The organism is Arthrobacter alpinus (assembly GCF_900105965.1).
In the GTDB taxonomy this organism is placed as follows: domain Bacteria; phylum Actinomycetota; class Actinomycetes; order Actinomycetales; family Micrococcaceae; genus Specibacter; species Specibacter alpinus.
This window is the reverse complement of the sequence record NZ_FNTV01000001.1, coordinates 2,543,584-2,557,666: the sequence shown is the minus strand read 5'-3', so window position 1 is coordinate 2,557,666 and position 14,083 is coordinate 2,543,584. Positions and strand designations below refer to the sequence as shown.

Here is a 14,083-nt window from a genome sequence, read left to right as displayed (position 1 = left end):
GGGCGCATTTCTGGGAGGCGGGCGCGGAAATCGACGAGGCCGGTGTTCGGGCTAGATCAGCCCGAGTTCCGCGAAGGCAGTGGCAATTCCATCGCGCGACGGCGGCGCGGTGGTGCGGTCGGCGAGGGCCAAGAGTTCGGCGGAAGATCCCTCGATGGCGACACCTATGCCTGCGTAGGCAACCATTTCAAGATCGTTCTGGCCATCACCAAACGCGATGGTGTTGCCCTGCTCGATCCCGAGTTTCGCGATGGCGACGGCCACGCCGTCGGCCTTGCTGATGGTTCGCTGGTACAGCTCTCCGGCATGAGCTCCCTCGTCGGCAATCGAGTTGGCGACGACGGCGATCTCCGCACCGATTTCTGCGGCAATCAGCTCCATGGGGATCGGGGATTCAAAGACGGAAACCTTGGCGAACAGTGGTGACTGTGCGCTCCAGGGAAGCAATGACCCCAAGATGGCGGAGGATCCCTTGCCTGGGCCGTTGGATGATTTGTCGAAGTGCGCCTCGATGATGCGCCGCAACCGTTGTTCGGCCGCCGGTGCCACGTGAAGTGATTCTTGGGCTTCCAATACGTAGACGGAATCGTGGGCGTCCAAAACAGCCACGGTTCGGCCCGCCAAATCCGCCGAGAAGCGGGTGTCCAGCAGCACCTCACCAGCAACTTCCACATAAGCGCCGGCGCTGGCAACCAGGCCGTCAAAACCTGCATCGAGGATGTGTTCGGGCAACATCGAGACTGGCCGCCCCGTGCACAGGAACACCTTGTGCCCGTTGGCGCGTGCAGCCTGCACGGCCAGAACATGCGCTTCGGGCACAATTCCGAAGTCAGCGTACGTGCCGTCAACGTCGAGGAAGATGGCGTGGATGGTCATGGAGTTTGCTTCGGGGGTCATGGTCAGGGAGTCTACCGGGGCCAGGCGAACATTTCGGAACGGCATGGTGGGCTGCGGATTTGACGAAGGTCACAGAAACTGCGCACACTTATCTAAAGGATATGTAACTGGGCAACTGGGCAGGATCCGATCATTGAGCGAACCACCGCTCCTTGTTCGGGTCCTTTTTTATTGGCCAAAACAGTGCGGTTTGGTATTCACCCAAGGAGAAGAAATGAACAACGAGGTCCTGATTCCCGCGACCCGGCGGCAGCAATTTTCAGGTGTAGGTGTTGCTCCGGGACGTGTTGTTGGCCAGGTGCGCCAGATGCCCAAGCCGGTGCAGGAACCTCGTGCCAATGCAGCCGTGGCCGCGGACGTCAACCTGGCTGTGCAGGGGCAGCGCATCAAGGATGCGGCCAAGGCCGTCCAGGCCGAACTGCGATCCCGGGCGGCCGCCGTCGAGGGTGAGGGCAGGGAAGTTCTGGAGGCCACAGCGTTGATGGCCGCCGATCCCATGTTGGTGAAATCGGCCATCAAGCTGCTCGCGCCTGAGGTGCCCGGCGGGGCGCGCACTCCCGAGCGCGCCATCTGGGAAGCCGGCGAAGCCGTGGCCGAAAAGCTCCGGGCGCTGGGTGGCTACATGGCCGAGCGTGCCACCGATGTTCTGGATGTCCGTGCGCGCATCGTTTCGGAGCTGCGTGGGCTGCCTGCTCCTGGCATTCCGGTCTCTGACATACCGTTCATTCTCGCTGCCGAGGACCTGGCGCCGGCCGATACCGCCACCTTGGATCCGGCCAAAATCATCGCCCTCATCACCTCCAGTGGTGGCCCGCAGTCCCACACCGCCATTTTGGCCCGCGCGCTGGGCCTGCCCGCCGTGGTTGCTGCCCGCGGTGTTGACGGGATTGCCGATGGCACGGAAGTTTACGTGGACGGCGCAGCAGGTTCCATTACGGCAGAACCTGATGCCGAGCTGATCGTGGCCGCGGCAGCGTGGGCAGCCCAGGCGTCAACGCTCACGGCCTTCAACGGCGCCAACGTTTTGGCCGACGGTCTCCGGATCCCGCTGCTGGCCAACGTGGGCACCGGGGCGGATGCCATCAAGGCTGCGGCCGCCGGCGCGGAAGGTGTTGGCCTGCTCCGCACCGAATTCTGCTTCCTTGACCGCGATGAAGAGCCCACAGTGGAGGAACAAATAGCCGCCTATGGGGCAGTTTTCGCCGCGTTCCCGGGTAAGAAGGTGGTTGTTCGAACCCTGGACGCCGGCGCCGACAAGCCACTGCCGTTCCTGACCAACGCCGATGAGCCCAACCCCGCGCTGGGTGTCCGCGGCTACCGCACCGATCTGACCTCACCCGGGGTTCTTGAACGCCAGCTGCTTGCGATCGCCGCGGCCGAGTCCGTCCACCAGGCCGAGGTGTGGGTCATGGCCCCCATGATCTCGACGTCGGATGAGGCGGCCGACTTTGCCGCACTGTGTGCCGCGGCCGGGCTCAAGACTCCCGGCGTCATGGTGGAAGTTCCCTCCGCCGCGTTGACCGCAGCCACCGTGCTGCGTGAAGTCGCCTTCGCATCCTTGGGCACCAACGACCTGACCCAGTACGCCATGGCCGCCGACCGGCAGCTTGGTCCGTTGGCCGCGCTCAACAACCCGTGGCAGCCTGCCGTGCTGCAGCTGGTCAAACTGACGGCAGACGGCGCCGCCCTGGCCAGCAGCGCCAGTGGACTTCCCAAGCCCGTCGGTGTCTGTGGTGAGGCGGCAGCGGATCCGGCGCTCGCCGTCGTTCTTGTGGGACTGGGCGTGGCGTCGCTTTCGATGAGTGCTCGCGCGCTGGCCGCCGTCTCTGCTGTGCTACCGACAGTCACCTTGGACCAGGCCCGGCACTTGGCGTTCACGGCTCTGGCTGCACCCTCGGCCACCGAAGCGCGCGCCGCCGTCCGTGCCGGCCTGCCCATTCTGGATGAGCTGGGCCTGTAAATTTCAACGGTTTTCACCACCTGTTTTCCAACAACCAAGGAGTATTCAATGTCAGAACGTACCGCAACCATTGCCAGCCGCGTTGGCCTGCACGCCCGCCCGGCAGCCATTTTCACCGCGGCCGTGGCTGAGCTTGATCTTGAGGTGACCATCGCCCTGGCCGGCGAGCCGGCCGAGGACGCCATGGAGGCCGACAGCATCCTCGCCCTCATGAGCCTCGGCGCAGCCCACGGCGATGCGGTGGTCCTTCGCGCGGAGGGGCCCGGCGCCGATGAAGCATTGGAGCGTTTGGTCCAGATCCTGGAAACTGACCACGACGCGGCATAAGCCCACGGCGCCGCCGTGCATCGCGAGTATGATCACGTCAAAGTCATCGGAGTGGTTCATCCCATTTGTCGAAACTGGCTTCCCTGCGCATTCAAACTCTCGAAGGAACCACGGATGACTGAATCAACGATGATGACAAGCGCCATTCTTCGAACGGCCCCCGCGAGCCGGCCCTATGCGGACAGTGCGCCGCTCATTCTTGAGCAGCTCCCCGTCCCGGTTCCGCGTTCGGGCGAGGTGCTGGTCAAGATCGATCGCGCCAGCCTGTGCCACTCCGATCTCTCAGTCATCAACGGTTCCCGCGTCCGCCCACTTCCGATGGCACTGGGGCACGAGGCAAGCGGAACCGTGTCCGGCGTCGGGCCTGAGGTGGAAGGGGTGAAGCCCGGAGATCGCGTGGTCCTGGTGTTTGTTCCCAGCTGCGGCACGTGCAAGGCCTGCAACAACGGGCGCCCTGCGCTGTGTCATCGTGGCGCCGAGGTCAACGGCACAGGAGATCTGCTGCATGGCGAGGCGATCCTGCGCTCGCAGTCAGGAGAGCGGATCAACCACCACCTGGGCGTGTCCGCGTTCTCCGAGTACGCGGTCGTGGCCCGCGAATCAGTGGTGGTGATTGACGACGACGTCCCGTTGGATATCGCCGCCATGTTCGGTTGCGCCGCCCTCACCGGAATCGGTGCCGTGGTTCACTCGGCCAAGGTCGCTGCGGGGCAGTCCGTGATTGTGTTTGGTATGGGCGCCGTGGGTCTTGCCGCCGTCATGGCTGCCGTCCAGATTCCACGCACCACCGTCATCGCCATTGATCCGCTATCGGAAAAGCAGGCGTTGGCCTTGAAGTGCGGCGCGCACTTCGCCGGGTCACCAGCCGAGGCTGCCGATCTCGTAGCCAAACACGCCGGCGACGGCGTTGATGTGGCGATCGAGGCCGTGGGGAGTTCTCGCGTCATGGAAACCTGCCTGGGTCTGCTGGATCGGGGTGGCGCCCTCGTCTCGGTGGGGCTGCCCCACCCGGATCAGACGCTCAACGTGCAGGCGCTGCAATTTGCCGGCACGGGCAAGCGGCTGATCGGTTCCTATATGGGAGATGCGGATCCGGCCCGGGATATCCCGGCCTATATCCAAATGTGGCGCGATGGCCGCCTGCCCATCGAGCTGCTGCACACCGACACTAAACCGCTCGCCGAGATCAACGAAGGCCTGGATGCGCTCGCCGATGGCCGTGTTGTGCGCCGGTTATTCACCTTCTCTAATTGAACGTCGCTGTCGCTTCGCGGTGAAAGTGGACCCCGGAAATAGTCACTGGACAAATTAATTTGTCGGTGAGATGCTTGGACTATGTTGGACGTTGCAGTGATCGAGAATGCCGCGGCTGCCGAAGCCACGCTGGATCCCATTCGGGCCCGCCTACTTGCGGAATTACGCGTTCCCGCATCGGCGGCAAGCGTGGCAGCACGGATGGGGCTGCCTCGGCAGAAGGTCAATTACCACCTGAAGATGCTGGAACTTCACGGCCTGGTAACCCTGGTGGACGAGAAGCGCCGGGGCAATGTCACCGAGCGGATCATGGGGGCTACTGCTCGTTCCTATGTAATTTCGCCCGCCGCACTTCCCGAGGTGGCGCCGGATCCCGCCTACGAACCCAACAGGCTCTCGGCGCGGTGGATGTTGGCCGTAGCGGCCCGCCTGGTCAAGGACGTTGGCACACTCATCACAGGTGCAGATCGCGCCAACCAACGCCTCGCCACGTTCGCACTGGACGGTGAAATCACCTTCGCCACGGCGGCCGACCGGGCCGCGTTTGTAGCCGAACTCGCAGCCAGCGCGGCGCAACTGGCGCAAAAGTACCACAGCGGATCCGCGACGGGCGGGCGCAAGCACCGTCTCGTCGTCGCACTTCACCCAAGCGTCAAAGTAACCGCAGAATCTCAACTCAAGGAGTCATGATGGCCAAGGAATTCAAGATCGTGCACGAGACCGAGGTTGACGGTACCCCGGCCCAGGTGTTCGACGCAGCGACCGGCGGAACCTCGGGCTGGATGTGGCCCATGGAGATCGAACTGAAACTCGGCGGCGCAGGCCCGTTTGGCAGCACCGTGACCGTGTGGGAGCCGCCGCACCGCTACTCCAACCGCATGGACGGCGAGGGCGGCTTCTTCAACCAACTTGACTTCGACATCTCCGAGCTAGCCGACGGAACCTCCTGGTTGCGGTACGTGCACAGCGGGGTGTTCTTCGAGGATTGGGACAACCAGTACGACGGCGCCGCGAAGCACACCGCCTTCTACCTCCACACGCTGGGGCAATACGTGAAGTACTTCTCCGGCAAGCAGGCGGAATTCGCCGACGTGCAGGGACCCGCGGCGTCGGGTTCACCGGAGGCCTTCGTCGCCGTCAAGCATGCATTGGGAATCGACGACGCCGGAGCCGGGGGACATGTCAGCGTCGCCATTGCGGGGCTCGGAACCGTGGATGCCGTGGTGGACTACCTCGATGAAAACTTCGTGGGGCTGCGCACCGAAGACGCCATGATCCGCTTCTTTGGCCGCAATGCCTTCGGTTCCGTGGTGGGCATGACTGTCCACCTTTTCGCCGAGGGAGCGGATGCCGAAGCTGCCGGCGAGGCTTGGGGTGCTTGGTTGAACGGGTTGTATTCTGCCTGATTGTTGCTCCGCACGATTCCAGGCAACAGGTGATGCGATGAATCGGTAGATTTCATCGCATCACCTGTTGGTTCGAATTGGTGACGGTCTGTTTTCGCATCACCTGATAGTTCAACAGCCTGGCCATGTTCACTGTGCATTAATGCGCACCAACTCTGCATCAATGGTCATTGTTGTTCCTTCGTGGACCCTGACATACTCGGTGAAAACCGGTTCAAGTGGCGTGAATCACAACTCACGCCGGGCTGGCCACATTGTCAACGTCGACAAGCGCGCCCCGGCGCGGAGGAGCAAACATGAGTTCACAGGCTGGATCATCACGGGCTGGGTCATCACAGACGGCGAAGGAATCGGGACTACGCAAAGTTGTCGCGGCGTCCATGGCGGGCACGGTGGTGGAATGGTATGAGTTCTTCCTCTACGCCACTGCCGTCAGCTTGGTGTTTGGAAAGATGTTCTTCCCGAACTCCGGCTCCGAGCTCGACGGGATCATGGCAGGATTCCTCACCTACGCCGTCGGCTTCGTGGCCCGGCCCATCGGCGGAATCGTTTTTGGCCACTTCGGCGACAAGTTCGGCCGCAAGAACCTCCTTCAGCTGAGCATCATCCTTGTGGGTGTTTCCACGTTCCTCATGGGCTGCCTGCCCAGTTTTGCCCAGGTGGGCTATTGGGCGCCGGCGCTTCTGGTGGGATTGCGCTTCATCCAGGGCTTCGCGGTTGGCGGCGAATGGGGCGGCGCGGTTCTGCTCGTTGCCGAGCACAGCCCCAACAAGTCCCGCGGATTCTGGTCTTCGTGGCCGCAATCTGCCGTTCCGCTCGGAAACCTGCTGGCCACCGGTGTCCTGCTGACGCTGGCCTCCGTGCTCAGCGAAGCCGCGTTCCTTGGTTGGGGCTGGCGTGTGGCCTTCTGGCTCTCGGCCGTGATCGTCCTGATCGGGTACTACATCCGCACCAAGGTCAGTGACGCCCCCATCTTCCTCGAAGCCCGCGAGCACATCGAGGAGAACCCCAAAGCCGGTTACGGTGTGCTGGAAGTGCTCCGCCGCTACCCCCGCGGTGTCTTCACCGCCATGGGACTGCGCTTTGCCGAGAACATCCTGTACTACCTGGTGGTCACGTTCTCCATTACGTATTTGAAGATTATCGTCGACATCGATACCTCCCGGATCCTCTTGCTCCTGCTCGTGGCACACGCCATCCACTTTGTTGTTGTCCCGCTGGTCGGCAAGCTTTCCGACGCGATCGGCCGCCGCCCAACGTACATGCTCGGTGCCGTCACGGGTGCCACCTGGGGATTCTTCGCCTTCCCCATGATGGACACCAAGGACAACTTCATGATCCTTGCCGCCGTCACCATTGGGTTGCTATTCCATGCGCTCATGTACGCCGGCCAGCCCGCCATCATGGCCGAAATGTTCCCCACCCGCATGCGGTATTCGGGTGTTTCGCTGGGCTACCAGGTCACCTCGATCGTGGCCGGTTCCATGGCGCCCTTCATCGCCACAGGGCTCGTGGAACACTACAAGTCCTCCGTCCCCGTGGCCCTGTACCTGCTCGGCGCCTGCATGGTGACCGCCGTCGCCGTCGTTTTCCTCAAGGAAACCAAGGGTGTTTCCCTGCAGGACATTGACGACGCCGATGCTGCCGGAACGCTGGCCCTGGGCCGTGCCGCCGCGGCCAAGACCGCAACAAAGGTTGGCTAGGGCGTGACTGTAAATGGACTGCTGTCTGGTTCATTGCTTGGGCCCGGTTCTCTGGCTGGGCGCCGGGCGCTGATTACCGGTGGTGCTGGCGGTTTGGGGGCGGCCTGTGCGCGGGCGCTTGCAGCCCAAGGTGCCCATGTCATCGTGGCAGACCGTGACGGTGCGGCCGCCGCAGCAATCGCAGCCGAGGTGGGTGGGGAATCGTGGGAGGTGGATCTGCTCAATACCGCGGCGTTGGAATTGTTGACGCTTGAGGTGGATATTTTGGTCAACAATGCCGGGATTCAGACCATCGCTCCCATTGAAGACTTTGATCCGGCCGCCTTCCGGCGCATCACCACCATTATGTTGGAGGTCCCCTTCCTGCTGATTCGGGCAGCCTTGCCTCATATGTATCAGCAAGGCCATGGCCGAATCATCAACATGTCATCCATCCATGGACTCCGGGCCTCGGCCTTCAAATCAGCCTATGTGGCAGCAAAGCACGGGCTTGAGGGACTCTCGAAGGTCACGGCCCGGGAAGGTGGAGTGCGCGGAGTGACAAGCAATTGCGTCAATCCCGGCTACGTTCGGACACCTCTGGTGGAAGGGCAGATTGCCGATCAGGCGGCTAGTCACGGGATTCCCGAGGATCAAGTGTTGGGGGAGGTCATGCTGGCCAAGAATGCCATTAAGCGCCTCATTGAACCCGAAGAGATCGCCGGGCTCGTTGCGTGGCTGGCCTCAGATCAGGCGGCCATGGTCACCGGGGCCTCCTACGTCATGGATGGCGGCTGGGCCGCGTAGTAAGCAAGCGTTCGTCCTGTCCGTTGTGCCGAGATGAGCGAGGGTTCGCAAAAAACGCCCCGGAAGAGAGCGAGCGTCGGTGGGTGTAGCAACGCTCCTGCAGTAACGGGGCACTATTTCCCAACGCTCCTGCAGTCGTTGCGAACCTGCGCTGGTCACTCCGGCAGCAACTGGCCCTTCATGCGCCGGGTTTCCTGTATGAACGCAGCCAGGACCGCCTGCACCGCGGGCGACCGCATCGATTCAGGGCGTGCGGCGGCCCAATATTGCACGATCTGCTCCACCTGATCCGGAAGGACGCGCACAAAGTCCTCCTGTCCGTGGACCATGAACGCGGCGATCATGGCGATTCCGCCGTTGGACCGCACGGCCTCAACCTGGGAGAACACGCTGGTTGATTGAAAATGCGCCGAACCCGCCGGCAGGGCGCCGCGCTGGAGGGCCAGTTCGGAGACCTGGAGGGTCGAATCAACGTAAGAGATGAACGGGTGCTCCGCAAGGTCGGCCACCGTCCTTGGCATCTCATGCTCGGCGGCGTAGCCGGATCCGGCATACAGCCGCAGCGCATAATCGGTGAGCAAAACGGTCTCGGTCCGCCCGGCCTCGACGCTGCCGGGGACCACCTCAATATCCACGCCGGAACGGTTTTGACTCAGCCGTCGGGTGGAGCTGAGCAATTCAACCCGCAGCCGGGGATGCTTCTTTTGCAACCGAACCAAGGCAGGTGTGGCAATGCGGGCGCCGAAGCCGTCGGAGGTGCTGACCCGGACCACCCCTGAAATGATGTCCACACCGTCTCGCAGGCCCGTGGTGAGGGAACTGAGGCTCTTTTCAATCCCTTCGGCGGCGGCCACCGCGGCCCTGCCCAGGTCCGTCAACTCCCAACCCTGCGGGGTGCGCTCCAGCGTTCGCCCGCCCATCTGCTTATCCAGTGCCAGAATCCGCCGCGAGACGGTGGTGTGCGTGGTGTCCAGGGCGTCCGCCACCGCGGTAAAACGCCCCAGCCTTGCCACCGTGAGAAGGATGAGTAGGTCATCGGGGCTGGGGAACCTTTTGAAATCCACGGGGGAACTGCTCCTTTTCAAAAAACGGTGCCGGCAAGTCTGCATTTATGCACATGCGCTCTGCTTTTATATGTCTTGTTTGCACTCTAACAGGATGTGATGCTGGTCATATCCGGCTAAAGGCTGGCCCTGGGACATAATGGGAAACGTAAGCAAAGGAGCTTTCATCATGGCGGTTGTGGCATGGATTGGTTTGGGCAACATGGGCGGACCCATGACGGCTAATTTGGTCAAGGCGGGTCACACCGTGCGCGGCTTTGACCTGAGCTCAGCCGCCCTCGATGCGGCCGTCGCCAAGGGCGTCATCCCCGCGGACTCGATCGCGGACGCCGTCTCTGGCGCCGCCGTCGTCTTCTCCATGCTCCCCAAGGGCGATCACGTGCGGGCCGTGTACTTCGGCGATGGCGGCATTCTGGCCAACGCGGCCAAGGAAACTCTCCTGATCGATTCCTCCACAATTGACATCGAGTCCGCGCAGGCCGTGCACGACGCCGCCGCTGCCGCCGGCTTCCGCTTTGTCGACGCCCCTGTTTCCGGTGGCATGAGCGGCGCGGCTGCCGGGACGCTGACGTTTATGATCGGCGGCGAAAGTGGCGCCGTGGCCGATGCCTCGGCCTACATCGAGCCGATGGCCGGGAACATCATCCCCACAGGCGCGGCCACCACGGGCCAGGCCGCCAAGATCTGTAACAACCTGATGTTGTTCATCAACCTCGCCTCAACCGCCGAAGGCGCCGTGCTGGCAGATCGCCTCGGCCTGGACAAGCAGGTCTTCTGGGATATCGCCTCCGTATCCTCGGGGGACAGCTGGGCGCTGCGCACCTGGTACCCGCTGGCAGGCGTGGTTCCCACCTCGGCAGCCAATAACGATTTCGCGCCCTCGTTCACGGCCGAACTGGCCAATAAGGACATCGGTCTGGCCATCGCGGCCGCCCGCAGCACCGACACCCCGTTGGAGATTGGCGAGCACGTGCAGCAGCTGTTCCAGCGCCTCATTGATGAAGGCCAAGGCGGCAAGGACTGCAGCCAGATTGTCTCCCTCGTGGATGGTTCCCTCAAGACCCCCGCCACAGCAATCGGATAAGGAAACGCCATGACAGAGATTCAAACAATGCCAGCTGTTCGCGACTGGCCCATGTGGATTGGTGGCGAGGAAGTGGCCTCGGCCAGCGGCCAATGGCGGGATGTGGAGAATCCCGCCCACCGCGAAACTGTCATCGCCCGCGTCCCTGCCAGCACCGTGGCCGATGTGGACCGGGCCGTTGCGGCAGCCCGGGCCGCATTCCCTGCGTGGCGTGCCCAGCACTTCACCGGCCGCGCGAAGGCCCTTCTCGCCATCGCCGACGAGCTAGAGGTACGCATCGAGGAATTCGCTAGGCTGACGGCGCTGGACACGGGCAACGCCCTGCGCACCCAGGCCCGCCCTGAAGCCACCACCATGGTCTCGATGTTCCGCTACTTTGCCGGAATTGCCGGGGAGGTCAAGGGCACCACACTTCCCGCAGGCGAGAACCAGTTGCAGTACACACGGCTCGAGCCCCTGGGTGTTGTCGCGGCGATCCTGCCGTGGAACTCGCCGCTCATGATCGCCGCGTTCAAGATCCCTGCCGCCCTGGCCGCGGGCAACACCGTCATCATGAAGGCCGCCGACGACGCCCCGCTCACCATCTTGCTGCTCGCGGAAGTTTGCAACAAACATCTGCCGGCCGGCGTCGTCAATGCCATGACCGGGCGAGGCTCCATCATCGGTGAAGCGCTGGCCCACCACCCGGGCGTGGACAAGGTCTCCTTTACCGGTTCTACCGAGGTGGGTCGCGGGGTGGCGGCCACTGCCGGGGCGCGACTGGCGCACATGTCGCTGGAATTGGGCGGGAAGAATCCCTCCATCGTCTTCCCGGACGCGGTCGACGACGAACTCCTGGACGGCCTGCTGCTTGCCTCGCGCTTCACCCGCCAAGGCCAAAGCTGCACCGCCGGATCGCGGCTGTTCCTCCACGAAGACATTTACGACGACGTGCTGACGCGGCTCAGTGCCAAGCTCGGCGCCCTGAAGGTTGGGGATCCGATGGATGAGGCCAGCGATATGGGTGCCATCATCAATGCCAAACAACACGCATCCATCACCGGTTACCTCGACGAAGGCCGCGCCACCGCAGGGATGAAGGCCGTGCTCGGCGGAAGTGCTCCCACCGAGGGTGCGCTGACCGAGGGCTACTACCACCTGCCCACCGTGTTCAGCGGCGTGAAGAACGATTTTCGGCTGGCCCAGGAGGAGATCTTTGGGCCCGTTCTGGTGGCTATCCCGTGGAAGAACACCGCCGATGTCATTCGTATGGCCAACGATTCCAACTACGGCCTGGCCGCATATGTCTGGAGCCACAATCTTGATGATGCACTGAACACGGCCCATCAGGTTGAGGCCGGGTGGGTGCAGGTCAATCAGGGCGGCGGCCAAGTGGTGGGCCAGTCCTATGGCGGTTACAAGCAAAGCGGCATGGGCCGTGAGGTGTCCCTGGAAGGCATGCTGGCCGGGTTCACCCAGACCAAGCAGATCAACGTCCGCCTGCGCGGGGTGCCCAATGGGTAGTCGGCAGGAGTTGCCACTGGAGGGTGTCCGCATCCTTGACCTCAGCCGGGCGCTGGCCGGGCCGTATGCCACGGCGTTGCTGTCGGATCTGGGCGCCACCATCATCAAGGCCGAAAGCATCAAGGGCGGGGACTCCAGCCGGGCGTGGCCGCCGTTCGAGAACGAGCACAGCCTGTACTTCGATTCGGCCAACAGGGGCAAGGAGTCGATCGCCATCGATTTCTACAGCCAACCAGGGCGGGAGCTGCTGTGGAAGCTCGCGATGAGCGCCGACGTCGTTGTTGAAAACTTCCGGCCAGGGGTTCTCGCCACCATGGGGCTGGACCCCGAGGAGCTGCGTGCCGCCAAGCCGGAGCTGATCCTGGCCTCTGTCAGCGGCTTCGGTGCCACCGGCCCGCTGTCGCAGGCCCCCGGGCTTGACCAGGTGGCGCAGGGCATGAGCGGGTTGATGTCCGTGACGGGGCCCGACGCGGAGCACATGTACCGGGTGGGCGTGCCCATGATCGACATGGTCTCCGGCATCAACACCGCATTGGCCATTGCCGCGGCACTCGTGGGCCGGGCCAGGACGGGTGCTGGAATGGAGGTATCGACCTCGCTCCTGGAGACAGGGTTGGCGCTGGGTGCATTCCAGAGCCAAAAGTACCTCAGCACGGGCGAGGTTCCCGTGCCGCTGGGCAACACCCACCCCGCGCTGACACCTTATGGAGTGTTCGCCACGGCGGATATTCCCGTCATCATCGCCGTGGGTAACGAAAAGCAGTGGCAGCAGTTGTGTGTACTGCTGGGAGCCCCGGAACTGGTGGAGCGCCCCGAGTACGCCACGGGGAAAATTCGCCACGCCAATGAGGCCGTTCTCAAAGGTGAGTTGGAAGCCCTGCTGGCCGGTAGGAACGCTGCCGAGTGGCTGCCGCTCCTGCGCTCTGCGGCCATTCCGGCCGGACCCATCTACAACTACGAACAAGCATTTGCCGACGAGCAGGTCCGCTCACTGAACATGGTGGAGACCGTGCACCGGGCCGACGGCACGGAGCTGCCCTTGGTCCGGGGACCGATTTCGGTGAATCGGCAGGCCCCGCGCATTCGTAAGGCACCGCCGCAGTTGGGGGAGGACACCAAAGCCGTCCTTGCGGCGTTGTCGCTCACCCAAGAGCAAATTGCGGGGCTGGTTGAGGCGGGAATCGTGCTGGCTGCGCCTGCTCCAGATCTTGCGACGGCGGCCAGGGAGGAATTGCCTGCATGAGTACGATGACTGTGGATCATGGATCCAGAACGGCAACGGCAGGGGAGAGGGCAGGCATGCTGCGAATTGAACAGTCCGGGCCGGTGGCCATGCTCATCATGGACAATCCCCGGATGCGCAACGCCATCACCCAGGAAATGTGGCAGCAATTCGAGGACCTGCTGGCGCAGCTCGATGCCGACGATTCCGTCAAGGTAGTAGTGGTGCGTGGGGCCGGAGAACACTTTTCGGCCGGCGCCGACATTGCCTCCGTGGAAAGGATCCTCCACGACCCCGCCACGGGACAGAGCGACGGCGGCGACATCACGGTCGCCGAGAACGCCCTGGCCCGCTTTCGGAAACCAACCATCGCCGCGATCGACGGCTACTGTGTGGGCGGCGGCTGGCAGATCGCCGGCGCCTGCGACATCCGGTTGGCCTCCGAACGGGCCACCTACGGCATCACCCCGGCCAAGATAGGGATCGTCTACCCCCTCTCTGGCATCAAGCGCCTGGTGCAACTGACCGGCCCGGCCACGGCTAAGTACCTGCTCTTCAGTGGCGACTTCGTCAACGCCCAGGAGGCCTTGCGGTTGGGCCTGGCAACCAAGATCCTCGCCGCAGACACCTTCTGGGAGGCGGTTAACGACTTTGCCCTCCACCTTTCGGCGCGCTCGCAGTTCTCCGCACATGGGCACAAGGCCTTGGTCAATGCGATCAGTGCTGGCTCAACCGAGGTCGATGAATTAAGTGCCTATTGGCAGGGCCAGATGGCCATCAGTGCGGACGCCGCGATTGGTGTCGCAGCATTTCTGGCCAAGGAAACACCCAAGTTCACCTGGCTGCGCCCCCACGAGGACTGACCGCCGCGCAGGCG

13 protein-coding genes are annotated in these 14,083 nt (G+C 63.3%); 11 read left to right on the top strand and 2 right to left on the bottom strand.

Annotation, left to right across the window (positions count from 1 at the left end):
* Window positions 1-51: 51 nt before the first annotated feature.
* Complete coding sequence (locus BLV41_RS11690; protein WP_083360961.1) at window positions 52-897, bottom strand: HAD-IIB family hydrolase; 846 nt, start codon at window positions 895-897, stop codon at window positions 52-54.
* Between the two features lie 214 nt (window positions 898-1,111).
* Between BLV41_RS11690 and BLV41_RS11685 the strand changes: the two genes are divergently transcribed.
* From BLV41_RS11685 to BLV41_RS11655, 7 genes are all read left to right on the top strand, one after another.
* Window positions 1,112-2,857 carry a putative PEP-binding protein gene (locus tag BLV41_RS11685; RefSeq protein WP_074711760.1) on the top strand — a complete coding sequence of 582 codons (1,746 nt, stop codon included), beginning with the start codon at window positions 1,112-1,114 and terminating at the stop codon, window positions 2,855-2,857.
* 48 nt (window positions 2,858-2,905) lie between these two features.
* Window positions 2,906-3,184, top strand: a complete 279-nt coding sequence (locus BLV41_RS11680) for an HPr family phosphocarrier protein (protein WP_044572733.1) — start codon at window positions 2,906-2,908, stop codon at window positions 3,182-3,184.
* Window positions 3,185-3,313: 129 nt separating this feature from the next.
* Window positions 3,314-4,438, top strand: a complete 1,125-nt coding sequence (locus BLV41_RS11675; RefSeq protein WP_044572768.1) for an alcohol dehydrogenase catalytic domain-containing protein — start codon at window positions 3,314-3,316, stop codon at window positions 4,436-4,438.
* A gap of 81 nt (window positions 4,439-4,519) precedes the next feature.
* Window positions 4,520-5,128, top strand: coding sequence for a winged helix-turn-helix domain-containing protein (locus tag BLV41_RS11670; protein WP_074711759.1), 609 nt, complete (start codon window positions 4,520-4,522; stop codon window positions 5,126-5,128).
* A complete protein-coding gene (locus BLV41_RS11665) occupies window positions 5,125-5,844 on the top strand; it encodes an SRPBCC family protein (RefSeq protein ID WP_211481625.1) in 720 nt (239 codons plus the stop codon). Before BLV41_RS11670 ends, BLV41_RS11665 begins: the two co-directional genes overlap by 4 nt.
* Window positions 5,845-6,140: 296 nt before the next feature.
* Window positions 6,141-7,547: an MFS transporter gene (locus tag BLV41_RS11660; protein ID WP_074711757.1), complete on the top strand. Its 1,407-nt coding sequence runs from the start codon at window positions 6,141-6,143 to the stop codon at window positions 7,545-7,547.
* Between the two features lie 3 nt (window positions 7,548-7,550).
* Window positions 7,551-8,333 (top strand): 3-hydroxybutyrate dehydrogenase, encoded by a 783-nt coding sequence (locus BLV41_RS11655; RefSeq protein ID WP_239437262.1) that lies wholly within the window; start codon window positions 7,551-7,553, stop codon window positions 8,331-8,333.
* 155 nt (window positions 8,334-8,488) lie between these two features.
* On the opposite strand, the gene BLV41_RS11650 is transcribed toward BLV41_RS11655, so the two are convergent.
* Window positions 8,489-9,397: a LysR family transcriptional regulator gene (locus tag BLV41_RS11650; RefSeq protein WP_074711756.1), complete on the bottom strand. Its 909-nt coding sequence runs from the start codon at window positions 9,395-9,397 to the stop codon at window positions 8,489-8,491.
* A gap of 169 nt (window positions 9,398-9,566) precedes the next feature.
* Here BLV41_RS11650 and mmsB point away from each other — a divergent pair, with 169 nt between their 5' ends.
* The 4 genes from mmsB to BLV41_RS11630 are packed head-to-tail and all read left to right on the top strand — an operon-like array spanning window position 9,567 to window position 14,069.
* Entirely contained in the window at window positions 9,567-10,481 is a 915-nt protein-coding gene (gene mmsB / locus BLV41_RS11645; RefSeq protein ID WP_044572748.1) for a 3-hydroxyisobutyrate dehydrogenase, read from the top strand.
* A gap of 9 nt (window positions 10,482-10,490) precedes the next feature.
* A complete protein-coding gene (locus BLV41_RS11640; RefSeq protein WP_044572751.1) occupies window positions 10,491-11,984 on the top strand; it encodes an aldehyde dehydrogenase family protein in 1,494 nt (497 codons plus the stop codon).
* Window positions 11,977-13,227: a CaiB/BaiF CoA transferase family protein gene (locus BLV41_RS11635; protein WP_074711755.1), complete on the top strand. Its 1,251-nt coding sequence runs from the start codon at window positions 11,977-11,979 to the stop codon at window positions 13,225-13,227. The genes BLV41_RS11640 and BLV41_RS11635 overlap by 8 nt, the downstream gene beginning before the upstream one ends.
* Window positions 13,224-14,069, top strand: a complete 846-nt coding sequence (locus BLV41_RS11630; protein WP_211481624.1) for an enoyl-CoA hydratase/isomerase family protein — start codon at window positions 13,224-13,226, stop codon at window positions 14,067-14,069. The genes BLV41_RS11635 and BLV41_RS11630 overlap by 4 nt, the downstream gene beginning before the upstream one ends.
* Window positions 14,070-14,083: the final 14 nt, after the last annotated feature.